The sequence below is a fragment of the Martinezella lusitana genome (assembly GCF_010668395.1).
Classification (GTDB): domain Bacteria; phylum Pseudomonadota; class Alphaproteobacteria; order Rhizobiales; family Rhizobiaceae; genus Rhizobium; species Rhizobium lusitanum_A.
Genome location: NZ_WUEY01000002.1, coordinates 222453 through 247801, shown reverse-complemented (window position 1 = coordinate 247801; position 25349 = coordinate 222453). Strand labels below are relative to the sequence as shown.

Genomic DNA, 25349 nt, shown 5'->3' with positions numbered 1-25349 from the left:
TACCCCAGGAGAATCATCATGGTTCAAAAACACGTCACTTTCGGTATCATGCTGCAAGGCCCGGGCGGCCACATGAATGCCTGGAAGCATCCAAGCGTTCCAGCCGACGCCAGCACCAATCTGAACTTCTTCGTTAAGACGGCCCGCAAGGCGGAAGATGCCGGCATTGCCTTCGCCTTTGTCGCGGACGGGCTCTATATCAACGAACAGTCGATCCCGCATTTCCTCAACCGGTTCGAGCCGCTGACCATCCTCTCTGCGCTCGCTGCCTTTACGACGAAGCTCGGTCTGGTCGGTACGGTTTCGACGTCCTACAGCGATCCCTTCACCATTGCCCGCCAATTCGCCTCGCTTGATGTCATCAGCGGCGGTCGCGCCGGCTGGAACGCGGTGACGTCGCCGCTCGAAGGGTCCGGCCGCAATTATAGCCGCGAGCATCCCGAGCATGAGCTGCGCTACGAGATCGCCGATGAATATCTCGATGCCATCAAGGGGCTGTGGGACTCCTGGGACGACGACGCTTTCGTGCGCGATCGCGAGACCGGCGTCTATGCCGACAAGTCCAAGCTGCATCGCCTGAACCACAAGGGCCGCTTTTTCCGCATCGAAGGCCCTCTTAATATCGGTCGCTCCAAGCAGGGCCAACCGGTGGTGTTTCAGGCCGGCGCGTCCGATTCCGGCATCCGGCTTGCCGGCAAACATGCGGACGCCGTCTTCACCAATGGCGGGCCGCTCGAAGACGCCAAGACCTTCTACAAGCAGGTGAAGCAGAGCGCGATCGCGCATGGCCGCAGTGCTGCCGATGTCGGCATCTTCCCCGGCATCGGACCGATCGTCGGCGCGACCCAGGAGGAGGCGGACGCCAAATACCTGGCGATCCGCAATCTTGTCACCATCGAAGAGGCGCTCGCCTATCTCGGCCGCTTCTTCGACCATCACGACTTCAGCGCCTATCCGCTCGATGAGCCGTTCCCCGATCTCGGCGACATCGGCCGCAACAATTTCCGCGCCACGACCGATCGGATCAAGAAGACGGCGCGGGAGAAGGGGCTTACCCTGCGTCAGGTGGCGCTCGATGCCGCAACGCCGCGCACCTCCTTCATCGGCACCGCCGAGCACATTGCCAGCGAGATCATCCGCTGGGTGGATGAGGAGGGTGCGGACGGCTTCATCCTCGGCTTCCCCGTCATTGGTGAAGGCTTCGACGATTTCTCCAAGCATGTCCTGCCGATCCTGACGGAGCGTGGCTATTTCGATCCGGTACTGAAGGGCGAGACGCTGCGCGATCACCTTGGCCTGCCGTTCCGCGAAAGCCGCTACGCGGCAGAGCCCGATGGCATCGAACCCGCAAAGGCCGTGGGCGCCTGAGCCCGGACGATCGCCATGAACGCCATCATCAAGTCCGCTTCGGTCACGGATCAAGTCGAGGCAGGGATTGCCGCCTATATCGACGAGATCATCGCGCTGAGGCACGATCTGCATCAATATCCCGAGCTCGCCTTCCAGGAGCACCGAACCGCCAAGAAGGTCGCGTCGCTTCTTGCCGACTGGGGCTATGAGGTTGCAACGGGCATCGCCGGCACCGGCGTTGTCGCGACTCTGAAGCGGGGAGGTGGAAATCGAAGTATCGGCATCCGCGCCGATATGGACGCGCTGCCCATCGAGGAGGCAACCGGGCTCGATTACGCCAGCAGCAATCCTGGTGTCATGCATGCCTGCGGACATGATGGGCACACGTCCATCCTGCTGGCCGCTGCCCGCTATCTTGCGGAAAGCGGCAGTTTCAGCGGCACCTTGCGCCTGATTTTCCAGCCGGCCGAGGAGATCGGCGCGGGTGCGCGCAAGATGCTGTCGGAAGGGCTTTTCGATCGCTTTCCGGTCGATGCCGTCTTCGGTCTGCATAATTGGCCCGGCGTTCCCGAAGGGCAATTCGGCTTCGTTGCCGGCCCAGCGATGGCCTCCGTCGACCAGGCGGTTATCAAGATCGTCGGCAAGGGCGGTCATGGTGCCGAACCGCATCGGGCCGTCGACCCCGTTTTGGCGTCGGCTTCGTTCATCACGGCTCTGCAAAGCGTCGTTTCGCGCAATATCGATCCGCAGGACATGGCCGTGGCGACGGTGGGCTCGATTCATGCGGGCTCCGCATCGAACGTCATTCCGGAAAGCGTCGAGTTGAAGCTGACCATGCGCGCTTTCAGCGAAGGGGTGCGCGCGAAACTTCAGGAGCGCATTCCGGCACTGGCACGGGCGCAGGCGGAAAGCTTCGGAGCCGTCGCCGAGGTCAACTATCGCCTGGGCTTTCCGGCCTTGGTCAACCATGCGGACGAGACGGCTTTTGCCCGCGACGTCGCGGTGCAGGCGCTTGGCCCGGCGGCGATCGAGGCGGATTTCCGGCCGCGCACGGCAAGCGAAGACTTTGCGTTCCTGCTGCAGGCCAAGCCTGGAAGCTACCTCTTCGTCGGCAACGGCGACAGCGCGCCGCTGCACAGCGCCCACTACAATTTCAACGACGCCATCATCGCGCCCGCGGCCCGCTATTGGGTGCGGCTCGCCGAAACTTTCCTTGCGGATGACAACAGGTGACGACCGACATGAGCGATACGTTTCTTTATACGACCCCGGTCGATCCGCGCGCGAAGCCGCTGATCGACGAGCTGATCCATGAGTATGACAGTCGCTATGGCACCTATTTCAACGCAGAGGGTGCGGCGGCCGAACTCAATCGCTATCCGCCGGAGGCCTTTTCGCCGCCGCACGGCAACTTCCTGCTGTTGTTGCGGGACGGCGAGACCATCGGCGGTGGGGCGTTCAAGCACTACGACGACCACACCGCGGAATTCAAACGCATCTGGACACGGCACGATCTTCGTCGTCAGGGATTGGCGCGAACGCTGCTCGTCGAGCTGGAGGCCCAGGCGGCGCGGCAGGGCTATCACCGCATCTATCTGACGACGGGCTTCCGCCAGCCCGAGGCCGTCGGCCTCTATCTGACCAACGGCTACACCGCGCTCTTCGACACGTCGGTCGATCCGGAAGTCTACAAGAGCCTGCCTTTCGAGAAGGATATCAGCCGCCTGGCCTTGTCCTATGCCGCCGAAGCCTCCGGATCGCAGCAACGTCTGGCCGCCGCCGGCCGATAACGGCGAGCCGGATCAATCACAATCATAAGGGGTAAGCATCATGGCGCTAACGACGGATTTTGCGAGTGTCGATCCCGGCACGGGAACCGCCGAGACGAAGACGGATTATTCGCGTTACCGCATCGTGCCCGCGCGGCACCCCGGACGCATTGCGGGCACGATTTTCGCCGCACTTGTCATATCGGTCATCCTCTATTCCACCTTCACCAATCCGCGCTGGGGCTGGAATGTTTTCGCGGAATGGTTCTTTGCCGAGCCGGTGCTGGTGGGCCTCGGCAGGACGCTGCTTCTGACGGCGCTCGCGGCGGTTTCCGGCTCCATTCTCGGTACGGCGCTGGCGCTGGCGCGCGTATCGAAGTCGCCGCTGCTAGCAAGCCTCTCCTGGGGTTATATCTGGCTGCTGCGCTCGATCCCGATGATTGTGTTGTTGCTGGTTCTCAACAATCTCGGCTATCTCTATGAAACCATTAGCATCGGCGTCCCCTTCACCGACAAGGTGCTGTTCGATTACCCGACCACGCAGCTGTTGACGCCGTTTGCCGCAGCCTTTCTCGGACTGACGCTCAATCAGTCGGCCTTCTTCGCGGAAATCGTTCGCGGCGGCATCCTTTCGGTCGACCAGGGGCAACTGGAGGCGGCGGCCGCCCTCGGCCTGTCACGTCGCCGGCAGGCCTTTCGCATCGTTCTGCCACAGGCGATGCGCTCCATTCTTCCCACCGGCTTCAACGAGATCATCGGTCTCGCCAAGAGCACGTCCATGGTCTACGTGCTGGCGCTGCCGGAGCTCTTCTACACGGTGCAGGTCATCTACCGCCGCAATCTGGAAGTCATCCCGCTGCTGATGGTGGCGACGGTCTGGTATCTCGTCATCATGACGGTGCTGTCGATCGCGCAGCACTACATCGAGCGCTATTTTTCGAAGGGAGCGGTGCGCAATCCGACGCCCTTGCCCTTCCAGGCCTATTTCCAGCGCTTGCGTCGTGCGTCGACGGTAGTCTCCACGAAGGCAGGCATCGGGAGCCTTGGAAGCCAGAAGAATCCTGCCGACTGGCGTGCGAAGGGTGGGGCCGTGCGCATCCACGGTATATCGAAGAGCTTCGGCACGCTCAAAGTCCTCGACAACATCGAGCTCAACCTGCCTGCCAGCAGCGTGACCGCCATCATAGGTCCGTCGGGATCCGGAAAATCGACCTTGCTGCGCGCCATCAATCATCTGGAGCGCGTCGACAGCGGGTTCATCTCGGTGGATGGCGAACTCGTCGGCTATACGCAGAAGGGCGATGTGCTCTACGAGCTCAAGGAGAAGGATATCCTGAGGCGGCGGACCGACATCGGCATGGTCTTCCAGAACTTCAATCTGTTCCCGCATCTCACTGTTTTGGAAAACCTTATCGAGGCGCCGATTCAGGTGCGTGGGCTGAGCCGGGATGAGGCTATCGCATTCGCACACGAGCTGCTCGCTCGCGTCGGCCTCAGCGACAAGATCGATGCCTATCCACGCCAGCTTTCCGGCGGCCAGCAGCAGCGTGTGGCGATCGCTCGTGCTCTGGCGCTCCGGCCGAAGGTACTGCTGTTCGACGAGCCGACCTCGGCGCTCGATCCGGAACTCGTCGGCGAAGTGCTCGACGTGATCAAGGAGCTTGCCCGCACCGGCACGACCCTTGTGATCGTCACCCACGAGATCGGCTTTGCTCGCGAGGTCGCCGATACCGTCGTCTTCATGGAAGGCGGGCACATCATCGAGACCGGCTCGCCGGTACAGGTTTTCAACGATGCGAGGCACCCGCGTACCCGCGCCTTCCTCGCCAAGGTTCTCTAGCAGACACAGGCAGCCATCGGACGACCTGACGTCAGGCGTCTGGACAACGACAACAATATAAACAACTTAAAATTGAAAAGGAGAAGGGAAATGGCATTCATTGATAGAGCAAAATATGCTTTTGCCGGCGTGTTAACCGCGGTGGTGATGAGTTGCACGACGGCCGGTGCGGCCGAAAAGTTCAATCTCAGCCCGGATACGTCCAATCGCGTCAGAGCGGAGAAGGACGAGGCGGCGATCAAGGCGATCGCGCCGAGCTTCAAGTTCGTCAATCCCGGCAAGTTCACGGTGGCGATCAACCCCTGGGACCCGCCGATCGCCACCTATGCGACCGATGCCAAGACCGTCGTCGGCGGCGACCCGGATCTCGCCCAACTGCTTGCCGATTCCCTCGGCCTCCAGCTCGAGCTGGTGCCTGTCGCCTGGGAAGACTGGCCGCTCGGCGTTTCCTCCGGCAAATATGACGCCGTCATCTCCAACGTGACCGTTACCGAGGAGCGCAAGGAGAAATTCGATTTCTCGACCTATCGCAAGGACGTGCTCGGCTTTTACGTGAAGGCCGACAGCAAGATCACGTCGATCAAGGAACCGAAGGACGTAGCCGGTCTCAAGGTCATCACCGGCGCCGGCACCAACCAGGAGAAGATCATTCTCGAATGGGACCGGGAAAATGTGGCGGCCGGGCTGAAGCCCATCGAGGTGCAGTATTATGACGACCGCGCCGCTGCCGATCTCGCGCTGCAGTCCGGTCGCGCCGATGTCGAATTCAATCCGAATGCGACGCAGGCCTACAACGCGGCTATCAACGGTACGAGGAAGCTCGTGGGCATCGTATCCGGTGGCTGGCCACTGACGGCGGAAATCGCCGTGACGACGAAGAAGGGAGCCGGATTGGCTGACGCCGTCACCCTCGCACTCAATGATCTGATCAAGGACGGCAAGTACGGTGAGGTGCTCAAGCACTGGAGCCTGAGCGCCGAGGCGATCGATCAGTCCAAGACCAACCCTGCGGGCCTGCCGAAGAGCGGTTCGTAATGTTGGTAGAGCGGATCGGCGCCGGTGGGGCCCGCGTCGATCCGCTCCCTGTCTCATTCATGGAGCGACCTGTTCGTGACTTTCTTTCCCAATCTCAAAACCATATTTGCCGCTGTAGCGACGGTTTCCCTGATCGGAGTCGGTGCCGTTCACGCCGCCGACGAGTTCGATCTCGGTCCTGAACAGCCCGGGCGTGTTCATGCGGCCAAGGACGAGGCCGCCATCGCCGCGATCCCCAAGGATTTCAAGTTTGTCACGCCAGGGACGTTCACCGTGGCGGTGGCGCCCAGCGGGCCTCCGCTTGCGACCTATGCAACGGATGCCAAGACCGTGGTCGGGGCGGATCCTGACTATGCCTCCGCCATCGCCGACGCGCTCGGATTGAAGCTCGAGCTTGTCCCGGTCGCCTGGATCGACTGGCCGCTCGGGCTGACCTCGGGCAAATACGATGCCGTCATCTCCAATGTCGGGGTGACCGAACAGCGCAAGGAGAAGTTCGATTTCTCCACCTACCGACAGGGCCTGCATGGATTCTTCGTCAAAACCGACAGCAAGATCACTGGCATCAAGGAGCCGAAGGATGCGGCGGGCCTGCGCATCATCGTCGGTGCCGGCACCAATCAGGAGCGAATTCTGCTGAAATGGAGCGACGAGGATGTCAAAGCCGGCCTGAAGCCGATCGAGCTGCAATATTACGACGATGATGCGGCAAGCCTCCTGGCCCTCCAGTCGGATCGCGCCGAAGTCATCGTGCAGCCGCACGCCCAGCTGGTCTACATCGCCGCCCGCGACAAGAACATCAAGCGCGTGGGTACGTTGAGCGCCGGCTGGCCGGATCGCTCGGATGTCGCGATCGCCACGCGCAAGGGCAGCGGATTGGCGGCCGCCCTCACCCTCGCAACGAACGGGCTGATCAAGGATGGCAGCTACGCGAGGATCCTCGACCATTGGCATCTTGCGGAAGAAGCCTTGCCGAAGTCGGAAACCAATCCGCCGGGCCTGCCGAAATTTTGAGGAGATAGCTGCATGAGCCGCCCAGCCCCATCGATCAGCCACATCGGCTTTCTCACGCCAGGAAACTATCCGGATGAAGATCCGTTAGCGGGCCTGGAGCAAACCCTGCAATTGCTCGAATACGGAGAAGGCAGGGGCTTCAACAGCGCCTGGGTTCGCCAGCGGCATCTCGAACCCGGCATCTCCTCGGCGAGCGCCTTTCTCGCGGCAGCGACACAGCGCACGCGCCACATCGAGCTCGGCACGGCCGTCATACCCATCGGCTATGAAAGCCCCTATCGGCTTGCCGAGGATCTGGCGACCGTGGATGTGCTGTCGCGTGGGCGATTGAATATCGGCCTCAGCGCCGGCCGTCCGCTGCATGCGGACCTGATCGGCCCGCTCGCTTTCGATGGCGACTGGGAAAGCCATGATTTCTCCCATCAGAGAGTGCTGCGCTTTGCCGATAATTTGAAGGGCGCCTATATCGGCAATCAGGATACGGTCATCAAGACGCCGTTCGGTCCGCAGCGTCCGCGTCTGCAGCCCTATGCGAAGGGATTGATCGATCGCATCTGGTATGGCGGCGGCTCGCTGCGTTCGGCCGAATGGGCAGGGCGCAACGGTTTCAACCTGCTGATCGGCAATGTCACGACGGGGGAGCAGACCGACGATTTCTTCGTCGCGCAGTCGCGGCAGCTGGAAACCTATCGGAACTCCGGCGGCGATACGAGGCGCGTGGCGCTCGGCCGGGTCATCGTACCCTTCGACAGCGCCGACGCCGTGACGCGCAAGCGCTATACCGACTATGCCGCCGGCCGCCATGAGCGAACGCTGTCTCCGCAAGGCGAGCGCCGCACGCTTTTCGCGCGCGATCTCGTCGGCTCGTCGGAGGAGATTCTGGAGCGCCTGCGCAACGATCCGATCCTGCCCCATGTCAATGAATTCCGGCTGGAGCTGCCCTACGAGTTCCACGACGAGGAGTATCGGCAGATCATTCACGACTTCGTAACGTTGATCGCTCCGGAGATTGGCTGGAAAGAACCCGCGCTCCTGCGCCGGTCGGCATCCTGATGTCTGTGGGATAGAAAACCGCGCAACCGGATCGGCAGATTGCCGATCCGGCCTGGATGATGCCGCGCTGAGGACGGCGCGGACGTTTTGATCCGCTAGCCGATGGACGGGCGTGTATCTTCCGTTCCGGCAAGGATTCGCTCCGCCAGCTGCAGGGCGTCTTCCTGGGACGCGACGATCTCCATCCTCGTGCCGAATGCTTTCGTGGCAAGGCTCATCTGCACTTGCATGGCCGCCCGCTTGATGGCGCTCGCCTCGATCCCGATCACAGCCCTGCAAATTGCCGCAAGCGCCGCCTTGTTTCTCTTCAGCCATATGCCGCGTGCCTTGCGATCCTCGTGATCCTCGGCAGGCTGATCGCCTTCCATGATGACGACGAAAGGCATCGAGATTGCGAGGATGGCGTCCATCTCGCGCGCCCATTGTGCCGCATAACCCGGCTGCACGGACCGGGCCGATTGGCGCACGATCGGCCACAGGGAAACATCGTGAAAGGCGAAAGTGGTTGCATCGATTGTCATGCTATTCTCCTCAAGCGATCTTGTCGGTGATTGCTGCGAACAGCATCGCGGCGCCGCGCTCCGAAATGTCGATGGCGCGGGTCGCTCGTTCGCGCATGTCGGCCTCGTAGTCCAAGAGTGCCGTACAGGTCGTCCTTGGCTCCTTGCCGGCCGCCGCCAGGATCTGTGAAAGCGTGCGGGCATCTTCGAGCGCGGTATTGGCGCCAAGTCCGCCGGCGGGGCTCATCGCGTGGATGGCATCACCGATGAGCGTGACCGCTCCGAACGGCCAGAGAGCATCGGGGCGTCCGGTTCGAACGGGAAGCGCCGCCACGGCTTCGGCCTTGCTCCGGCCGATGATCTGCCTCAGTTCGGGACGCCAGCCGCGCATTGCGGTTCTCAGCAAGACCGGCAGGTCGCGGGTGTGGTCGTATGTTTCCAGCCCCAATCGCCGGCGGGGGCCGATCAGCGCCCAATAAAGATAGTCGGAGACCGGCGTCAGCCTGCAATCGGGTGCGAGACTTCCCGCAAGGACGGGAAATTCGTCGCGGAACCGCATGAGATCGAAAATCGCCGTGCAGCCATCGGCAAAGATCACCGTCGTGCCGTCTTCAAGCAGATCGGCGGCGCCGTTGCGTGGCAGCTCGCTCTTGCCGTAAACGCATATCGAGCCCGTATCCGCCGGCTCGGCATAGGGTGCCAGCTGACGGCGGACCTGCGAATTCACGCCGTCGGCGCCGACGAGCAGGTTGCAGGAAACCACGGAGGCGTTTTCGAACTGAACCTCGACGCGGCCATCGTCCAGGCAGCGGTATTGAGTGAGCGCGTGATCGAAATGAACATGGTCCTCGATCCCGGCCAGCAGGATTTCACGAAGGGTAAGGCGATTGACGCTGAGATCGCCCTCATCTTCATCCTCTCCCGTATCCCAGCTCATCGGCGTGCGGCCCGCGATCGGCTGAAGCTGCGGCGTCAGGAAACGCCCCGACCGTGGGCTGATGGAGGCGGTCGCCCGAAAAAGATCGAACTGCCCCTGCGGCAGGCACGCCTCCAGCGCTCGCTGTCCATCCGTATCGATGCGGATGCGATAACCCTGTAGCCGGCTATCGGCTGCCGGGTCGCGCTCGTAGACGTCGAAGTGGATGCCGGCGCGCTTCAATCCCTGGGCAAGGCACAGGCCCCCGAGGCCCGCGCCAATGATGACGACATGAAAGTCCTGCATGGATTCTTCTATTCCATTCACTATTCGACTTCGATTTTGCGAGGTCAGAATAGCGCGCGCCCGCCGGAACGTGATAACGACATTCGGACTATAAATGTTGCAAAACGGCCAAACGGAATATGGATATCGAAGATATCGGCGATCGCCTTGACGGGCCGCCGCTCATCGCCTTCTGGGGGTCGGACGAGCCCGGCAGCGCCTTCCGCCTGGGAACCCTGGAATATGATTGGCATGCGCACACGCGCGGGCAGCTTTTCTGCATTGAAAGCGGGCTCGTGCGCGTCGATACGCCCACGGGGTCGTGGCTGCTGCCGCCGCAGCGTGCGGGATGGATTCCGCCGGGCGTCATGCACAAGGCCGGGATCAACGGTGTGCTGAGCGGCTGGGGCATCCTCCTGACGCCGGAAGCGAGTGCCGGCCTGCCCAAGGATCCGTGCGTTCTCAGTGTAAGCGAGGTTTTGCGGGCGCTGGTGCGCCGAACGACGACATGGCGCTGGGAGGAGCGGCTTTCCCCACAGCAGCGTCGTCTGGCGGCTGTCCTGCTGGACGAAGTGCGGGCCGCGCCGCGCGAAGGTCTACACTTGCCGATGCCGGCGGACCGGCGGGTTCTGCGTATTGCGGAGGCCGTGCTGCAGGATCCTGCCAGCGAGGACACTTTTCATGCCCTGGCACAGCAGGCGGGCATATCGGAACGATCGGCCCGGCGGCTTTTCAATATCGAAACAGGCATGTCGTTCGCAAACTGGCGGCAGCAGGCGCGATTGCTGCTTGCGCTTGAACATCTGAGCGCCGGCAATCCGATCGCGCAGGTCGCCGACAGCCTGGGATATGCGAGCGCCAGCAGCTTCATCGCCATGTTCAGGAAGGCATTCGGCCTGTCGCCGCGTCGATATCTCTCCGTCCGAAAATCCTGATGCCGCACTTGCCGGAGTTTTGGATGGTGACAGAAAAGGGCGCCGACATTTCGATCGACGCCCGGGCAGACGGTCTTAGGCCGCGACGCGGCGGGGCCTGACGGCGAGGAGGCGCAGGGCGTTCATGGTGACCAGCACCGTGGCTCCGGTATCGGCGAGGATCGCCGGCCAGAGACCGGTGATGCCGATGATCGTCGTGACCAGGAAGACGCCCTTCAGGCCGAGCGCGATGGTGATGTTCTGGCCTATATTGGTCATTGTCCGCTTGGACAGGTCGATCATCTCGATGACATCGCCGACGCGCCCATGCAGCACGGCGGCATCCGCCGTTTCCAGCGCAACGTCAGTCCCGCCGCCCATGGCTATCCCGACATCGGCGGCTGCCAGTGCCGGCGCATCGTTGATGCCGTCACCGACCTTGGCGACGCGAAAGCCCTGCTGCTTCAAATCGCTGACGATCCGCTGCTTGTCTTCGGGCAGCAACTGCGCCCTGACCTCGATGCCGAGCGTCTTGCCGATCGCCTGTGCCGTGCGCTGGTTGTCGCCCGTCAGCATGATCGTCTTGATGCCGGCATCGGAAAGCGCCTTGAGGCCGGCTGCCGTATCAGCGCGCGGTTCGTCGCGCATGGCCAGCAGGCCCGCGGCAGCACCGTTGGCCACGAGAATGGAGACGGTCTTGCCTTCATCATTGAGGGCGGCGATTTGGGCTGACTGCTCCGGAGCCAGCGAAACCCTGTCGGCTGCAGCCTGCGGCGATCCGAGGAATACATCTATACCGTCGACCGTGCCGCTGACACCCTTGCCTCCGATGGCTTTGGCATCGATGACCTGGGGGATATCCGTTCCCGTAGCTGTCGCGCGGTCGAGGATGGCGCGAGCGAGCGGATGGCTGGAGCCGGTTTCGAGCGCGGCCGCCAATCGCAGCACGTCCGCATCGTTCATGCCGAGGCCGACGATATCGGTGACCTTGGGCTTGCCTTCGGTCAGCGTGCCTGTCTTGTCGAAAGCGACAGCCGTGACCTTGCCGATATTTTCGAGCACGGCGCCGCCTTTCAGCAATAGCCCGCGCCGCGCGCCTGAAGACAGCGAAGCGGCAATGGCGGCCGGCGTCGAGATGACGAGGGCGCAGGGGCAGCCGATCAGCAAAATGGCCAGGCCCTTGTAGACCCACTCGCCCCAGGCGCCGCCGAAAAGCAGCGGAGGCACGATGGCGACGAGCGCTCCGACCAAGACGACGCCCGGAGTATAATAGCGGGAGAAGCGATCGATGAAGCGTTCGGTCGGCGCCTTCGATTCCTGCGCCTCCTCGACCAGCTTGACGACGCGGGCGATGGTGTTGTCGGACGCCGCCGCGGTCACGCGCACACGCAGCACGGCATCGCCGTTGACCGTGCCGGCAAAGACGGTTGCATCGGCACCCTTGCGCACGGGTGTGCTTTCGCCGGTGACCGGCGCTTCGTCGATGGCGCTTTCGCCGGAGAGGATCACGCCATCGGCCGGAATGCGGTCACCTGGCCGAACCAGAATGATGGCCCCTACGGCAAGGTCTTCCGCCTGTACTTCGCGGGTCTTGCCGTTTTCCTCGACGAGAGCGGTCTTGGGGACGAGGTTCGTCAGCGACTGGATGCTGGCGCGCGCCTTGCCGGCGGCAACGCCTTCCAGCAGTTCGCCGATCAAAAACAGGAATACGACGGCCGCAGCCTCCTCGCTGGCGCCGATGACAACAGCGCCAACGGCGGCAATCGTCATCAGCATTTCGATCGAGAATGGTGTTCCCATCCTCGCGGCCATGAAGGCCCGTCGCGCAATCGGCAGCAGGCCGACCAGCATGGCGGCGGTAAAGATCCAGACGTCCAGTGCGGGAATGAGCTTGCCGATACCCCAGGCTGCCGCAAGCGCCACGCCGCTGGCGATGGTCAGGCGGCCCTTGGCCGATTTCCACCAGGGCCCGTTGGTCGGTCCATGGTCGTGGCCGTGAAGGCCGGCAGCTGCCTCCTCACGCTCGTTCGAGCCGTGGCCATGCCCCTCATGATCGTGCTGACGACCGCTGCCTCCGTCAGCGTGGCCGCCATGATCGTGATCGTGCCCTGTGTGGTCATTGTTGTGCGATTGGTGTTCGTGATGATCGTGGCCACAGCCGCAGGTATGGTCGTCCTTTTCCACCTTGGGCGTGGCGACATTGCCTTGGGGAAGTGGAAAGAGCTTGTATCCCAGCCCGGTGACCCGCTTGGCGATGGTCGGCAGAAGGTCGGGATCGCCCTGGTGCCTGACCGTCATCGTGCCGGCGGTCACCGAGACCGAGACGTCCTCCACACCCTGAAGACGGCGAACGGCCGTGTCGATTTTCGCCGCGCAGGAAGCGCAATCCATGCCTTCCACGCGATAGCGGCTCTGTTGTGTTGTCGAAGTCATCTTCCGGTTCCGAATTGGCTGTTGGAACCATTGCTACATCCTCTAGCTACTAGAGGGACAAGAGCGATTTTCCGAATTTCTGCACGATGATTTGCGGATGTCGCCAACCGACCCAACCGTCTTTCCCGTGGACCTGGCTAGGACAATTCCGGAAGAGCGTGCGGTGGGAAGACGGCGTTCCTGCCGTGGCGCTTGGCTTCGTAGAGCGCTGTGTCGGCCGTTTTGAGCAGATCCTCAAGCGATTGCCTCGAGGTTTCGCCCCAGGCGACGCCGAGGCTGGCGGTGATCACCTGCCCATCGTCGAGCCCGCGGTGGCGGATGCCGAGAGCTTCGACCGCCCCGCGTGTTCGCTCGGCGATCGCAAAGGCTTTCTCGCGGTCGACATTGGGCAGAAGGATCAGAATTTCCTCGCCGCCGAAACGGAACGTGGTTCCGCTGACGCCGATTTCGCGCGAGATGCATTGGCAGACGGCGCGGATACAATCATCGCCTTCGATATGGCCATGGACGTCGTTGAACAGCTTGAACCGATCGATGTCGATCATGACGATGGCGACGGAGGTCGTGCCGCTCTTCGTCCGCCAGATCGAGGAGCGCACCCGCTCCAGGGAATGCCGATTGAAGAGGCCGGTCAGCTCGTCGCGTTCCGATTTCTGTTCGAGCTGCACATGCAGTAGGCCGCCGCGGAGCTGATTGAGGAAGTTCAGCCGGTCCTTGTGTTCGGAAATGTAGGCGCTGATCACCAGGAAGATCACCAGCGTTATGTAAAAGGTGACGATGCCGGCATAGACCACGTCGTCGAAGGCGCCGCTGAGCTTGGTGGTGGTGAACTGCACGGCGCACATCAGCGCGAGACCGAGGAGGATCGTCACGAATCGAGGCCGGAGCGCGATGACGAAGAAGAGGAAGGCGGCCACGTTGCCGTTCTGATAGACGAACAGGTACGGGCTGCCGCTGTGCATGGCGACCGACATCGGCAGAAGAGCGCCGAGAACCGCCACGCCGATGGCAAGCAGATCGTAGTTCAACGCGCTCGGCCATCGCCTCAGGGCCAGGACGCTGAACAGCGCGAAGGGCGTGAAGATCCCGAAGCGGACGATAACGAGCTGCGGGAAGACATTCGCCATCATCGTGCGGTCGCCAAAATAGACCATGTCGTAGATCAGCGTACCGACGATAGCCCAAATTGGGGCGAGCTTGACCCGGTGGGCGGTGTAATCCTGAAGGAAGAGCGATTCGATCGCGGGCTTGAAACGAAGAAGCCTAAACCCGTTGCGGATTTGGCGATCGACCTCTTCCAATGTCACGGCGCTCACCGATGACTCTCCGAATGACATAAATAATTTCCGTTAGATAGCGCAAAAGTCTGAGCAGTATCTAAAGAACCATCTGGAGAATGAATCAGTCGTAAAGGGTCAAATTGAGGCGGCCGCGTTCAGGCAAGCCAATCGCGCGCCCGGCAACGAGGGCATCGCCGGTCGCGGGATCGACGGCCGGCGAGTACCGTTTGCGGGAAATCTAAAGTTTAAGCAAAACCTTGCCGGCCTTTCCGGGCGCCAGCGAAGACTTTACCGCCTCGGCGATTTCGGTGATGTCGTAGGCTGCTTCCACCGGCAACTTGACCTCGCCGGAAGCGACCCTGGTGATCAGTTCGCTGATCAGCCGCCGCCGCTCGTCGGCAGACATGGCGGCGCTGACCTTGATGCCCCAGAAGCCCTTGATCGTCAGCTGCTTGAAGATGACGGCCCTCGAGGCGATCTGCATGGGTTTGCCGGCTGCGGTGCCGAAAGAAACCAGCAGGCCATTTTCGCTCAGCAGGTCGGCGAGATCGTTGCTGGCAACGCCTCCGACCGAATCGACGGCCGCCCGGATCGGCGCGTCGCCGACCATGGCGCGCACCTTCGCCTTCCAGTCGGCAGAAGCGGTCGAGACGGCGTTTCCGATGCCGAATGCCGACAGCTCGTCGATGCCGCCATCGCGCCTGACGAGATTGATCATGTGGATGCCGCGGCTGTGCGCCAGCATCGCCAGCGTCTTGCCGACCGCACCGTTCGCGGCATTCTGTATAATCCAGTCGCCAGGCCCGACGTTGAGGGATTCCAGAAGCGCGATGGCGCTGAACGGCATGGCGATAAGCTGAGCCGCGGCTTCGTCGCTGATGACGTCGGGCACGGGGACGAGGCTTGCCGCCGGCGCCGTGAATTGCTCGGCCCAGGTGCCATGCACGCCGGCCGCAACGACGCGCTTGCCGATCAGAGTCTTGTCGACGCCGGATCCCACGGCATCGACGATGCCGACCGCTTCGCTGCCGCCGATCGCAGGCAGGATCGGTTTGTAGCCATAGGCGCCGCGTACCGTCCAGAGATCATGGTTGTGGATGGGGGAGAGAATGGTGCGAATGCGCACGTCCCCCGCGGCAGGCTCCGGCAAGGGCATGTCGGCCAGATAAAGGACCGCAGTCGGATCGCCGAAGGTATCGTGGATGGCACTGCGCATTTTGTTTTCCTTGTGAGTTGACATGCTGGTCCGGGCTTGCGTCAAAGGCCGCCGGGCGTGGAAAGCGCTTGTTCGGTAGCGAGCATGGCCTGGTCGAGCGGGGTCCTGTCTTTTCCAAGCTTGGCCAGGATCGCCGCACCGAGCCACAGGCTGTAGAGCGAACGAGCCGTCTTTTCTGGAATGCAGGAAGGTGAAATGGAGCCGTCCTCGCGTCCTTCGGTGATGGTCTTGGTGAGGCGGCGAATAAGATCCTCGACGCCGCCGAGCAGGATTACGCGCATATTGTCGGAGAGGTCGGAGATTTCGGCGGCAAGCTTGACCACCAGGCACCGGTCGGCCAGGCTGGCGGTATTGCCATCGGAAAGCCAGGCGTTCCAATAATGCATCACCCGCTGGTGGCCATTGCCCTTCCAGCCGAAGAGCGCATCGAGGCGCTCGGCGTAGTCGGAACAATATTGCTTCAGCAGGGCACAGCCGAAGGCCTCCTTGGACGCGAAATAGTAATAGAAAGACCCTTTGGGCACAGCGCTCTGTTCGAGCAGCTCCTTCAGGCCCACGCCGCCGAAACCCTTGCGCAGCACCAACTCCCGCCCGATTGCGAGAATGTGGCTCCGAGTCAGTTCCGATTTCTTCTTTGTCACCATGAGCGGTGCGATAACAAATAATCGACCGGTCGTCTATAAACTCGATGCTGTCAGCCGTCAGATCAGCGCGAGTGTTGCAAGCGAGAGGATCAGCGCGGGCAGCATCACGACGGCGCCGATCTTCAGGAAGGTCAGCGCTCCCATGTGAAGCCCCTCCCGGCGCAGGGCCGCAAGCCAGAGGATCGTCGCAAGCGAGCCGGTGACCGACAGGTTGGGACCAAGATCGACGCCGATCAGCACCGCTCCGGCAATGGCGTCGGGAACATGAGCCGCCTGCACCGCGCTGCCGGCGAAAAGCCCGGCCGGCAGGTTGTTGACGAGGTTGGAGACGATCGCAACCGAAAACCCGGCCGCTCCGACCGCCTGTGCCTGGGATTGCGCCGCCAGCGATGCAAGCCTTTCCGACAGGAGCGCGGTCAAGCCTGTATGATTGACCGCTTCGACGATGACGAAGAGGCCCGCAACCAGCGGCAATACGCTCCAGCTTATGCCGCGAACCGTCTCGATCGGGCTTTGCCGGGTAAGCGCCAGAACGATGATCGTCGTGACGACGCCGGCGGCGAATGTCGGAATGCCGAGGTCGACATTCATCGCGGACGCCCCGATCAGGATGAGAGCCGTTGCGATAAGCCCCCACCCGGCCAGCCGCGCGCTAGGCGAAAGGGCAGGCTGGCCGACATCGCGTGCGATCGTATCTTCCGCAAGTGCGCGTCTCAGCACCCAGTAAAGGCAGGCGAACGTCACGACGATCGAGACGATGGAGGGCAGCAGGAACGTCTGCATCCAGCGCGACAAGGGCGGCATTTCGCCGCCTGCGAAGATGACCAGATTGGCGGGGTTGGAAATCGGCAGCACGAAGCTGGCGGCATTGGCGATGAAGGCACAGACCAGCAGGTACGGCATGGGATCCTTGACCCGTGCCGCCCGGCACGCCGCATAGACCGCCGGCGTGAGCACGACGGCAGTGGCATCGTTCGACAGAAACACCGTTACGACCACGCCGACGACATAGACGAGCAGGAACAGCCGGCGTGGCGAACCCCTGGCATGCGAGGTGGCGATTGCCGCGACCCAGTCGAACAGCCCCTCGCGCCGGGCAAGCTCCGACAGAAGCATCATGCCGATCAGAAACAGATAGACGTCGAAGCCTTTCGATACCCCCGCCCAGACGTCGGCCGGGCCGATGAGCCTGAAGGCGAGCAGAAGTGTTGCGCCGAGAACCGCCCAGATCGCTTCCGGCCATCGGAAGGGGCGCGTGACGACGCCCAAGGCTGTCAGGCCGGCGATGCTCCAGGTGATGGCGGATTCGGTCATGCAGCTCGTCTTGGGTATGGATCGAGGCGGGTAGGTAGCATTGTTGGAGGGTATAGCAAACCGTTACGGCAATGGTGTTCGACTGAATCTTCCGCAACGGACTGCATGCAGCCGCCTCATCCCGGCGGGTTTCATGCGTGCTTTGTCTTGCCCGTCTTGGTCGTGTCGTCATGCGCCGTGTCCGCGCGCTCGACGAGAACGGAGCAATCGGCGTGTCGGATGACATACTCGACCGTGGAGCCGAATATGCGATCGAGAATATCCGAATTATGCGTCGCAAGGACGATCAGGTCTGCTTTCTTCTCCTTGGCAATCGTCAGCAGTGTTTTCGAGGCCGTCCCCGGGCGCACTTCTATGGAGGCGGCGATGCCGAGGCGCCTGCACAGGGCGCCCAGCTTTTCTTCTGCCTCCTTGATGACGGAGACCGCCCATTCGTCGGGGCTTTCGTGTCCGGATGGGAAACGATCGATGATGTGCGCGACAGTGAGTTCACCTTCAGGCGACAAAAGGGCATGGGCGGTGCGTAACAGGCGTTCGGCACGCTCGCGTGATCCCAGCCCTATAGCGCAAATGATCTTGTCGTACATCAAGCTCTCCTCATGCGTCGACCGCTGCAGTTTCCAAACCCGACTCGCAATCTCGCCGGTTGAAACTTGCCCGGAGAAGTAAACGAGTGTCCAGCACAGCGATATTGGCGCGCCCCGTCAAGTGTCGTCGCAGCAATGATGCGAACCATACACATCTGTGCGCTTTCGACGCCGTCGGGCGCGGCGGGTTCTGTTGCAGGCGCTGCCGATTCGACCGGATGATTCGGCGCTTCGGTCGTCTATTGCCATGATCGAGGTCAAATGGTCGCGGTTTTATTATCAGCGCGGCCCGTCAGGACCATGCCGCCAACGCAAGGCAAGATGCTGCGGACATCGAGAAAATTGCTGCAACGCAAACAGTTTAACCGCCGCTCAGCTCATGGTCTTTCTCGCGGCGGCTCAAAAATATCATAGGCTTCTGCGTCAATCTGCCATCGCTCCAGCGGCGCCCTGCGACATCCTGCATGCTTTTGCGCAGTGCACAACATGCCTAGAACCATGTCGCGAACAGCTTGCCATGGTTTCAACCCATCAGCGAGACGGCTGTTGCTATTCTTGTCGCTGACAAGAGGCGGAAAGCCAGTCATATTGGCGCTCCGATATCGTCGATTGCGGCAAGTGCGTTCTGGGTTCGACGAAGGACCGGTGTGTCTGCAGGGCAGGTCACCCGGTCCTGCCGGTCGGCGGGCCCTCCTTTTTGGCATGGAATTGGAAAGGACGGGCTAAGGTGACTGCTTCCTCCGCCACCGATGGCATCTTGGAAAGACGCAATGCCGCGAACCCGCCTTCGTCGGTTAGTTTGTCGGCCCGTCGCACGGCAACTGGCCCGGCCACCGGAAAGTGTCCCGGTCTCGGCCTCGCATCCGCCCTGCTTTGTCTGTCTTCTCTCGGGTGGATCGCTCAAGCGGCAATGCTGGCCATGGGCGTGGGAGCGATCAGCCGGGGAGGCGGCGTGAGCGACGTGGCGGCACCGGCTGCGGTCGTTGCGGCCATCGGCGTCCTGAGAGCCGGCTTGGATGCCGCTGGCGGGCGGCTTGCGTTCCGGGCTGCGCGCAGGGAATTGAGCACTCGGCGTGCTGCTGCGGCCGCGGCGCTTGCACTGCGTTCACCCCTCGATAGTGGCCGTCCCGCATCCGGCCTGGCGGCAAGCGTTTTGGGCGAGCAGGCCGAAGCCGTCGTGCCTTATCTCGCACGGTTCCGTCCGGCTCGCATGAAGGCGAGCACCGTGCCGCTTGTCATGCTTGTCTGTATTGTGCCGATTTCCTGGCTGGCGGGGTTGATCCTCGTGCTCTGCGCGCCGCTCATCCCGGTTTTCATGGCGTTGATCGGCTGGCGCGCGAAAGCCGCCAGCGAGGAGCAGCTCGCCGAGACCGGCGGCATCAATGCCTTTCTGCTCGACCGCCTGCGGGGCCTCGCCACCATTCGCGCGCTCGATGCCGTCGATGCTACCGCACTGCGTCTGCGCGGGGATGCGGACTCGCTGCGGCTCCGCACCATGGCCGTGCTGAAGATCGCGTTCCTGTCTTCGGCCGTCCTGGAGTTCTTCGCAGCGCTCGGCGTCGCGGCGACGGCCGTTTACGTCGGCTTCAGCCTTCTCGGTTCGGTCGAAATCGGCACCTGGGAGGGCAATCTGACCTTGACGCAGGGCCTTTTCATTCTCCTGCTTGCCCCCGCTTTCTTCGAGCCGTTGCGTGAGCTGTCCGCTGTCTGGCACGACCGCGCCAATGGCGAGGCCGCGCTCTCGGCGCTGGCGGAGCTGGCATCTTCGCATCAAACCATCCTTGGCGGTGTCGATTCGCAGCCATTCACGGCCGCCGGTCACGCGTCCGTCGAGATCTCGGGTCTGGTTTTTCGGCACGGCCCGGAACGGGAAGCCGTCATCGATCATTTCGATCTTTCCATAGGGCCAGGCGAGCATGTGGCGCTTTGGGGCGCCAGTGGCTCAGGAAAGACCACGCTTCTGTCGCTGATGGCCGGTCTGGCGCGGCATGACACGGGTGTCATCCGCATCGGCGGTATTCCGCTGCGCGACGATACCGTCGACGGACTGCGCCGCCGCATGGCATGGATCGGCCAGTCGCCACATGTTTTTGCCGCCAGCGTCACGCGCAATATTGCCCTGGGGCGCGTCGGCATCGACGGCGAGGCGGTTGCGGCGGCTCTTGCGGGTGTCGATCTGGATCGGGTCTTCACGCCCGAGCGCGCGTCAGCGGTCGGGGAAGGGGGACTTGGTCTTTCCGGTGGCGAGGCGCTGCGGCTGGCGCTGGCGCGCATGATGGCCGATGAACGGGCCGATATCATCCTCGCCGACGAGCCGACCGCGCATCTCGATGCGCAAACGGCTGCCGCCGTGACGGATGCATTGCTTGCGCTCGCCGAAGGTCGGGTCCTGATCGTTGCCACGCATGATCCGGTGCTAGCGGCGCGTATGCACCGTATCGTCCGCCTTGAGGGGCAGGCGCCGAGGGCGGCGGCATGAGGCGTTCCTTCAGGCTACTTCTTCCTCTCGTCAGGCTGTTCTGGATCGAGCGCGGCGTGAGCCTAGCCCTTGGCGCGGGCTTGTCCGCCTTGGCAATGCTTGCCGGCGGCGCGTTGCTGGGACTGTCCGGCTGGTTCATCACCGCGTCGGCCTTTGCCGGATTGAGCGTGACGAGCGCCGCGGTTTTCGACGTCTTCGTACCGTCGGCCGGCATACGCATGCTTGCCATCGGCCGAACGGCTGCCCGCTACGGCGAAAGGCTTGTCACCCATGACGCCACCCTCAGGGTTCTCGCCGCGCTGCGCGAACGGCTGTTTCGCGGCTGGGCCGAGCCCGAAGCCGCTGCTGCCATGATCCGAAGGCCTGCAAAACTGCTGTTCCGACTGACGAGCGATGTCGATGCGCTCGATTCGCTCTATCTGCGCGTGCTGGTGCCGGCCGCCGTTGCGGTTCTCGCCGCCGTTGCCGTCACGCTCGCACTCTGTTTCATCGACCCCTTGTTCGGGATCGCGGCGGGGGTGTGGCTTATCGCGCTCTGTCTTGGGCTTTCCCTCGTTGCGGGGCATCTGGCACTGAAGCCGGGACGCCGCCGTGCCCACGCGATGGAGGCGCTGCGCGCCCGTGCCGTTGATCTCGTCGCCGGTCAGACCGATCTGGCAATGGCCGGGCAATTGCAGGCACAAAGAGCTGCGATTGCCGAAGCCGACGAACGGCTGGCCAAGGCCGACGATGCCCTGAACCGGATCGACAATGCCGTCGCAGCAGGCTTTTCGCTTGGGTCCACATTGCTGTTGACGGCTACGCTCCTGACCGTCGCCCTGCTTGCCAGACAGGGAACGATCGGCGCTCCCGCCGCGGCCCTGGCGCTCCTCGTCGCCTTTGCTGCCACGGAGCCGTTCGCTGCCCTGCGACGTGGTGCCCTCGAACTCGGCCGAACCCTGCTCGCCGCAAGGCGCATTGCTCCTCGATTGAGCGTTGCCTCCGCTCCGACGCGGCGTGCTGACCCGGTGGCCGGCTGCGCTTTCCAGCTTACGTCTGTTGTCGCAGGGCACGAGGGATCATCGCATCCGGTCTTGCAGGATGTGTCTTTGTCGCTTGCCGCCGGCGAGCGCTTGGCGGTCGTCGGGCAGAGCGGCGCCGGCAAGTCGACGTTGCTGGCCCTGCTCGCGGGCGAGATTGCCGCGACGAGCGGTGCCGTCGCCGGCCTGCCGGCAGCGGCGCTGACGCAGCGCAGCGCGTTGTTTCAGGACACGGTCCGAGGCAACCTGAAGCTGGCGGACCCCCATGCGGATGACGATCGCTTACGGGACGCGCTTTCAACGGCCGGCCTGCTCGACGATATCGAGGCGCTGCCGCAAGGTCTTTCGACCCGCCTGGGCGAGGGTGGCGGCGGCCTGTCCGGCGGGCAGCTCCGACGGCTGGCGCTGGCAAGGCTTCTGCTGCGCGACACGCCGCTCTGGTTGCTCGACGAACCGACGGAAGGCCTGGATGCCGCCACCGCCCGCGCCGTGCTCGAACGGCTTGCCTCGGCTGCCGACGGGCGCAGCCTCGTGATCGCAACGCATATTCGCCGCGAGGCTGCCCTGGCAGACCGCATCATGCTCCTGGATGGCGGTCGCATCGCCGCCAGCGCATGCCGCGAGGCACCGGAATTCGAAATGCTTCTCAACCGGTTGCGGCCGGATTGAGAGGTGAACATGCCCGCGACGCGTCGAATGGCGTCGCATTCCTGTCAGACACACCGTAGGGGGTGGGAGAAAGACTATGGAACTGGATATCGTGGCGCTATCGCGCCTGCAGTTTGCCATGACGGCCCTGTATCACTTCTTGTTCGTGCCGTTGACGCTTGGCCTTTCCGTGCTGCTCGCCATCATGGAAACAACCTATGTCATGACCGGCCGCCAGATCTGGCGGCAGATGACGAAGTTCTGGGGAACGCTGTTCGGCATCAACTTCGTGCTCGGCGTCGCCACCGGCATCGTGATGGAATTCCAGTTCGGCATGAACTGGAGCTATTACAGCTACTATGTCGGCGATATTTTCGGCGCGCCGCTGGCGATCGAAGGATTGATGGCCTTCTTCCTCGAGGCGACCTTCGTCGGCCTCTTCTTCTTCGGCTGGGACAAGCTGTCCAAGGTCGGCCATCTGGTCGCCACCTGGGCCGTGGCGCTGGGCTCGAATTTCTCGGCTTTGTGGATCCTGATCGCCAATGGCTGGATGCAGAATCCGGTGGGCTCGGCGCTTAACCCGCAGACCATGCGGATGGAGATCGTCAGCTTCTTCGACGTGGTCTTCAATCCGGTGGCGCAGGCAAAGTTCGTCCATACCGTTTCGGCCGGCTACGTCTGCGCTTCCGTCTTCGTCCTCGGCGTCTCGGCCTGGTATCTCGTGAACGGTCGCAGCGTCGAGCTCGCCAAGCGTTCCATGACGGTCGCGGCATCCTTCGGCCTGGCTTCGGCGCTTTCCGTTGTCGTCCTCGGCGACGAGAGCGGCTACCTGACAACCGAGCATCAGAAGATGAAGCTCGCCGCGATCGAAGCCATGTGGGAGACCGAGCCGGCACCCGCCGCCTTTACCGCCTTCGGCTTTCCCGACCAGCAGGCCCGCGAGACCCATTATGCCATTCACATTCCCTGGGCTATGGGTCTGATCGGCACGCGCTCGCTGACGACGGAGATCGCCGGCATCGACAAGCTCGAGGCGCAGGCCAAGGACCATATTCGCCAGGGCATCAAGGCTTACGACGCGCTGATCAAGATTCGCGCCGCAAAGCCGGCTACGCCGGGCGAGGCCTCGCAGGATGTCGCCACCGCCGAAGCGCGCACGTCCTTCGAGGATATCGGCCACGAACTCGGCTATGCACTGCTCTTGAAGCGCTATGTGGACGATCCGCGCCAGGCGACGGAGGAGCAGATCGCTCAGGCGGCCCGCGATACCATTCCGCATGTGCCGACGATCTTCTGGGCTTTCCGCATCATGGTCGGTCTCGGCATGTTCTTCATTCTGCTGACGGCGGTCTTCTTCTGGCTGTCGGCAAGGCGTCGTCTCGACCGGTATCCGCTGCTGCTGCGGGTCGCGGTATTTGCCATCCCGCTGCCATGGGTCGCTATCGAACTGGGATGGGTCGTTGCGGAGTTCGGTCGCCAGCCGTGGATTATCGAAGGCGTGCTGCCGACTGCGGCGGCCGTTTCCAATCTCGGCGCCGGTACCGTGCTCCTGACCATTCTCGGCTTTGCCGCGCTTTATACCGTCCTCATCGTCATCGAGATGACGCTGATGATCAAGGCGATCCGCAAGGGTCCCGAAGCGGACGACAAGCCGGAAGCCAAGCTGATTTCCGAAAACCTCGTTCCGGCTGCGGAGTGACCTGCCATGATCCTGCATGAATTGATCGACTACGAGACCTTGCGTGTCATCTGGTGGCTGCTTCTCGGCGTGCTGCTGATCGGTTTTGCCGTCACCGACGGCTTCGACCTCGGTGTCGGCACGCTCCTTCCCTTCGTCGCAAGGACGGATACGGAGCGGCGTATCGCCATCAACTCGATCGGCCCGACCTGGGAAGGCAACCAAGTCTGGCTGATCCTCGGGGGCGGCGCCATCTTCGCCGCCTGGCCGCCGCTCTACGCCGTGTCCTTCTCCGGCTTCTATCTCGCCATGTTCGCCATCCTGTTCGCGCTGATCCTGCGACCGGTCGCCTTCAAATATCGCTCCAAGCGCGATAGCGCACGGTGGAAGGCGGGCTGGGACTGGGCGCTGTTTGTCGGCGGCTTCGTGCCGTCGCTCATCTTCGGTGTTGCGGTCGGCAATGTGCTGCAGGGCGTGCCCTTCCGCTTCGACGACGATATGCGCATCTATTATGAAGGATCCTTCTTCGCCCTTTTGAACCCCTATGCCCTTCTCTGTGGCCTCTTGTCCGTTGCCATGCTTGTCATGCACGGCGCAGCCTGGCTCCAGGTGAAGACGGATGGCGTGGTGGCCGAACGCGCTCGCCGGTTCGGCATCGTGGCGGCGCTGGCCGTGATCGTGCTCTTTGCACTCGGCGGCGTGTTTCTGTGGATGGGTATCGATGGCTATCATATCGTGAGCCCCATCGACGTCGGCGGGCCGTCCAATCCCTTGCTGAAGACGGTCGAGCGCAGCGCGAAGGCATGGCTCTCGAATTACAGCACGCATCCCTGGATGACGATCGCGCCGGTTCTCGGCTTTGTCGGCGCGGCTGCCGCGCTGCTCGCCATGCTTGGCCGGCGTGAAGTCACCGTGCTGCTGTTCAGCAAGCTTTCCATCTTCGGCGTGATTTCGACGGTCGGGTTGTCGATGTTCCCCTTCCTCTTGCCGTCATCGCTCGATCCGCGATCCAGCCTGACGGTTTGGGACGCTTCGTCCAGTCACATGACGCTGTTCATCATGCTGGTCGTCGCCATCATCTTCCTGCCGATGATCCTGGCCTACACCGCATGGGTCTACCATGTGCTGTGGGGCAAGGTCGACGAGAAGACGGTCAACGACAAGGGCGGTCACGCCTACTGATCCTGAAGGAGATTTCCTATGTGGTACTTTGCCTGGCTTCTCGGCTTTCCTCTGGCGGCGGCATTCGCCGTCCTCAATGCCATGTGGTACGAACTCGTGGACGATCAAGCGAAGGCGAAAGCCGTGCGCCCTCAGGAGAAATAAACGGGTCGCCCGTCCTTGACCGAGGTTTTAGCCATACGATCGGCGCGCC

Annotated in this window: 21 protein-coding genes; 13 read left to right on the top strand and 8 right to left on the bottom strand. The window is 62.7% G+C overall.

From position 1 onward, the window contains the following. Positions 1-18 precede the first annotated feature (18 nt). The 7 genes from GR212_RS05095 to GR212_RS05065 all read left to right on the top strand — a co-directional run bounded on the left by GR212_RS05095 (position 19) and on the right by GR212_RS05065 (position 8061). Complete coding sequence (locus GR212_RS05095; RefSeq protein WP_163985375.1) at positions 19-1368, top strand: LLM class flavin-dependent oxidoreductase; 1350 nt, start codon at positions 19-21, stop codon at positions 1366-1368. Positions 1369-1383: 15 nt separating this feature from the next. Next, positions 1384-2583: a M20 aminoacylase family protein gene (locus tag GR212_RS05090; protein ID WP_163985374.1), complete on the top strand. Its 1200-nt coding sequence runs from the start codon at positions 1384-1386 to the stop codon at positions 2581-2583. A gap of 8 nt (positions 2584-2591) precedes the next feature. After that, positions 2592-3140, top strand: coding sequence for a GNAT family N-acetyltransferase (locus GR212_RS05085; protein WP_163985373.1), 549 nt, complete (start codon positions 2592-2594; stop codon positions 3138-3140). Positions 3141-3180: 40 nt separating this feature from the next. Further along, on the top strand, positions 3181-4959 hold the full coding sequence (locus GR212_RS05080) for an amino acid ABC transporter permease/ATP-binding protein (RefSeq protein WP_163985372.1): 1779 nt from the start codon (positions 3181-3183) through the stop codon (positions 4957-4959). A gap of 90 nt (positions 4960-5049) precedes the next feature. Then, entirely contained in the window at positions 5050-5994 is a 945-nt protein-coding gene (locus tag GR212_RS05075; protein ID WP_163985371.1) for an ABC transporter substrate-binding protein, read from the top strand. A gap of 75 nt (positions 5995-6069) precedes the next feature. Continuing rightward, positions 6070-7008, top strand: a complete 939-nt coding sequence (locus GR212_RS05070; protein ID WP_163985370.1) for a transporter substrate-binding domain-containing protein — start codon at positions 6070-6072, stop codon at positions 7006-7008. A gap of 12 nt (positions 7009-7020) precedes the next feature. After that, positions 7021-8061, top strand: a complete 1041-nt coding sequence (locus tag GR212_RS05065) for an LLM class flavin-dependent oxidoreductase (RefSeq protein WP_163985369.1) — start codon at positions 7021-7023, stop codon at positions 8059-8061. 95 nt (positions 8062-8156) lie between these two features. On the opposite strand, the gene GR212_RS05060 is transcribed toward GR212_RS05065, so the two are convergent. After that, on the bottom strand, positions 8157-8582 hold the full coding sequence (locus tag GR212_RS05060) for a hypothetical protein (protein WP_163985368.1): 426 nt from the start codon (positions 8580-8582) through the stop codon (positions 8157-8159). 10 nt (positions 8583-8592) lie between these two features. Next, a complete protein-coding gene (locus tag GR212_RS05055; RefSeq protein ID WP_163985367.1) occupies positions 8593-9783 on the bottom strand; it encodes an FAD-dependent oxidoreductase in 1191 nt (396 codons plus the stop codon). A gap of 119 nt (positions 9784-9902) precedes the next feature. Between GR212_RS05055 and GR212_RS05050 the strand changes: the two genes are divergently transcribed. After that, positions 9903-10697 carry an AraC family transcriptional regulator gene (locus tag GR212_RS05050; RefSeq protein ID WP_163985366.1) on the top strand — a complete coding sequence of 265 codons (795 nt, stop codon included), beginning with the start codon at positions 9903-9905 and terminating at the stop codon, positions 10695-10697. Positions 10698-10772: 75 nt separating this feature from the next. Here GR212_RS05050 and GR212_RS05045 read toward each other — a convergent pair whose 3' ends face one another. The 6 genes from GR212_RS05045 to GR212_RS05020 all read right to left on the bottom strand — a co-directional run bounded on the left by GR212_RS05045 (position 10773) and on the right by GR212_RS05020 (position 18150). Next, entirely contained in the window at positions 10773-13109 is a 2337-nt protein-coding gene (locus GR212_RS05045) for a heavy metal translocating P-type ATPase (RefSeq protein WP_163985365.1), read from the bottom strand. Between the two features lie 137 nt (positions 13110-13246). Beyond that, positions 13247-14425, bottom strand: a complete 1179-nt coding sequence (locus GR212_RS05040) for a diguanylate cyclase (RefSeq protein ID WP_163985364.1) — start codon at positions 14423-14425, stop codon at positions 13247-13249. 202 nt (positions 14426-14627) lie between these two features. After that, positions 14628-15605, bottom strand: a complete 978-nt coding sequence (locus GR212_RS05035; RefSeq protein ID WP_163985363.1) for a zinc-binding dehydrogenase — start codon at positions 15603-15605, stop codon at positions 14628-14630. A 41-nt stretch (positions 15606-15646) separates the two neighbouring features. After that, positions 15647-16249, bottom strand: a complete 603-nt coding sequence (locus GR212_RS05030) for a TetR/AcrR family transcriptional regulator (protein ID WP_163985362.1) — start codon at positions 16247-16249, stop codon at positions 15647-15649. Positions 16250-16306: 57 nt separating this feature from the next. Next, the gene (locus GR212_RS05025) at positions 16307-17563 is read right to left on the bottom strand and encodes an arsenic transporter (RefSeq protein ID WP_163985361.1); all 1257 of its coding nucleotides are present in this window, start codon (positions 17561-17563) and stop codon (positions 16307-16309) included. Positions 17564-17694: 131 nt separating this feature from the next. Next, positions 17695-18150, bottom strand: a complete 456-nt coding sequence (locus GR212_RS05020) for a universal stress protein (RefSeq protein WP_163985360.1) — start codon at positions 18148-18150, stop codon at positions 17695-17697. A 799-nt stretch (positions 18151-18949) separates the two neighbouring features. Here GR212_RS05020 and cydD point away from each other — a divergent pair. The 5 genes from cydD (at position 18950) to cydX (ending at position 25300) form a co-directional block, all read left to right on the top strand. Further along, positions 18950-20629, top strand: a complete 1680-nt coding sequence (gene cydD / locus GR212_RS05015) for a thiol reductant ABC exporter subunit CydD (protein ID WP_246725700.1) — start codon at positions 18950-18952, stop codon at positions 20627-20629. Then, positions 20626-22317 carry a thiol reductant ABC exporter subunit CydC gene (cydC, locus tag GR212_RS05010; RefSeq protein WP_163985358.1) on the top strand — a complete coding sequence of 564 codons (1692 nt, stop codon included), beginning with the start codon at positions 20626-20628 and terminating at the stop codon, positions 22315-22317. The genes cydD and cydC overlap by 4 nt, the downstream gene beginning before the upstream one ends. Before the next feature lie 76 nt (positions 22318-22393). Then, complete coding sequence (locus GR212_RS05005) at positions 22394-23995, top strand: cytochrome ubiquinol oxidase subunit I (RefSeq protein ID WP_163985357.1); 1602 nt, start codon at positions 22394-22396, stop codon at positions 23993-23995. A 6-nt stretch (positions 23996-24001) separates the two neighbouring features. Then, a complete protein-coding gene (gene cydB, locus GR212_RS05000; RefSeq protein WP_163985356.1) occupies positions 24002-25156 on the top strand; it encodes a cytochrome d ubiquinol oxidase subunit II in 1155 nt (384 codons plus the stop codon). Positions 25157-25174: 18 nt separating this feature from the next. Next, complete coding sequence (cydX, locus tag GR212_RS04995; protein WP_163985355.1) at positions 25175-25300, top strand: cytochrome bd-I oxidase subunit CydX; 126 nt, start codon at positions 25175-25177, stop codon at positions 25298-25300. The last annotated feature ends 49 nt before the right edge of the window (positions 25301-25349 follow it).

Excerpts from the sequence above, each read along its gene's own strand:
- GR212_RS05060 (WP_163985368.1), bottom strand. The coding sequence starts at position 8,582 with ATGACAATCGATGCAACCACTTTCGCCTTTCACGATGTTTCCCTGTGG.
- GR212_RS05045 (WP_163985365.1), bottom strand. The coding sequence starts at position 13,109 with ATGACTTCGACAACACAACAGAGCCGCTATCGCGTGGAAGGCATGGAT.
- GR212_RS05095 (WP_163985375.1), top strand. The coding sequence starts at position 19 with ATGGTTCAAAAACACGTCACTTTCGGTATCATGCTGCAAGGCCCGGGC.
- GR212_RS05020 (WP_163985360.1), bottom strand. The coding sequence starts at position 18,150 with ATGTACGACAAGATCATTTGCGCTATAGGGCTGGGATCACGCGAGCGT.
- GR212_RS05090 (WP_163985374.1), top strand. The coding sequence starts at position 1,384 with ATGAACGCCATCATCAAGTCCGCTTCGGTCACGGATCAAGTCGAGGCA.
- GR212_RS05005 (WP_163985357.1), top strand. The coding sequence starts at position 22,394 with ATGGAACTGGATATCGTGGCGCTATCGCGCCTGCAGTTTGCCATGACG.
- GR212_RS05065 (WP_163985369.1), top strand. The coding sequence starts at position 7,021 with ATGAGCCGCCCAGCCCCATCGATCAGCCACATCGGCTTTCTCACGCCA.
- cydX (WP_163985355.1), top strand. The coding sequence starts at position 25,175 with ATGTGGTACTTTGCCTGGCTTCTCGGCTTTCCTCTGGCGGCGGCATTC.
- GR212_RS05085 (WP_163985373.1), top strand. The coding sequence starts at position 2,592 with ATGAGCGATACGTTTCTTTATACGACCCCGGTCGATCCGCGCGCGAAG.
- GR212_RS05075 (WP_163985371.1), top strand. The coding sequence starts at position 5,050 with ATGGCATTCATTGATAGAGCAAAATATGCTTTTGCCGGCGTGTTAACC.
- GR212_RS05025 (WP_163985361.1), bottom strand. The coding sequence starts at position 17,563 with ATGACCGAATCCGCCATCACCTGGAGCATCGCCGGCCTGACAGCCTTG.
- GR212_RS05055 (WP_163985367.1), bottom strand. The coding sequence starts at position 9,783 with ATGCAGGACTTTCATGTCGTCATCATTGGCGCGGGCCTCGGGGGCCTG.
- cydB (WP_163985356.1), top strand. The coding sequence starts at position 24,002 with ATGATCCTGCATGAATTGATCGACTACGAGACCTTGCGTGTCATCTGG.
- GR212_RS05035 (WP_163985363.1), bottom strand. The coding sequence starts at position 15,605 with ATGCGCAGTGCCATCCACGATACCTTCGGCGATCCGACTGCGGTCCTT.
- GR212_RS05030 (WP_163985362.1), bottom strand. The coding sequence starts at position 16,249 with ATGGTGACAAAGAAGAAATCGGAACTGACTCGGAGCCACATTCTCGCA.
- cydC (WP_163985358.1), top strand. The coding sequence starts at position 20,626 with ATGAGGCGTTCCTTCAGGCTACTTCTTCCTCTCGTCAGGCTGTTCTGG.
- GR212_RS05080 (WP_163985372.1), top strand. The coding sequence starts at position 3,181 with ATGGCGCTAACGACGGATTTTGCGAGTGTCGATCCCGGCACGGGAACC.
- GR212_RS05050 (WP_163985366.1), top strand. The coding sequence starts at position 9,903 with ATGGATATCGAAGATATCGGCGATCGCCTTGACGGGCCGCCGCTCATC.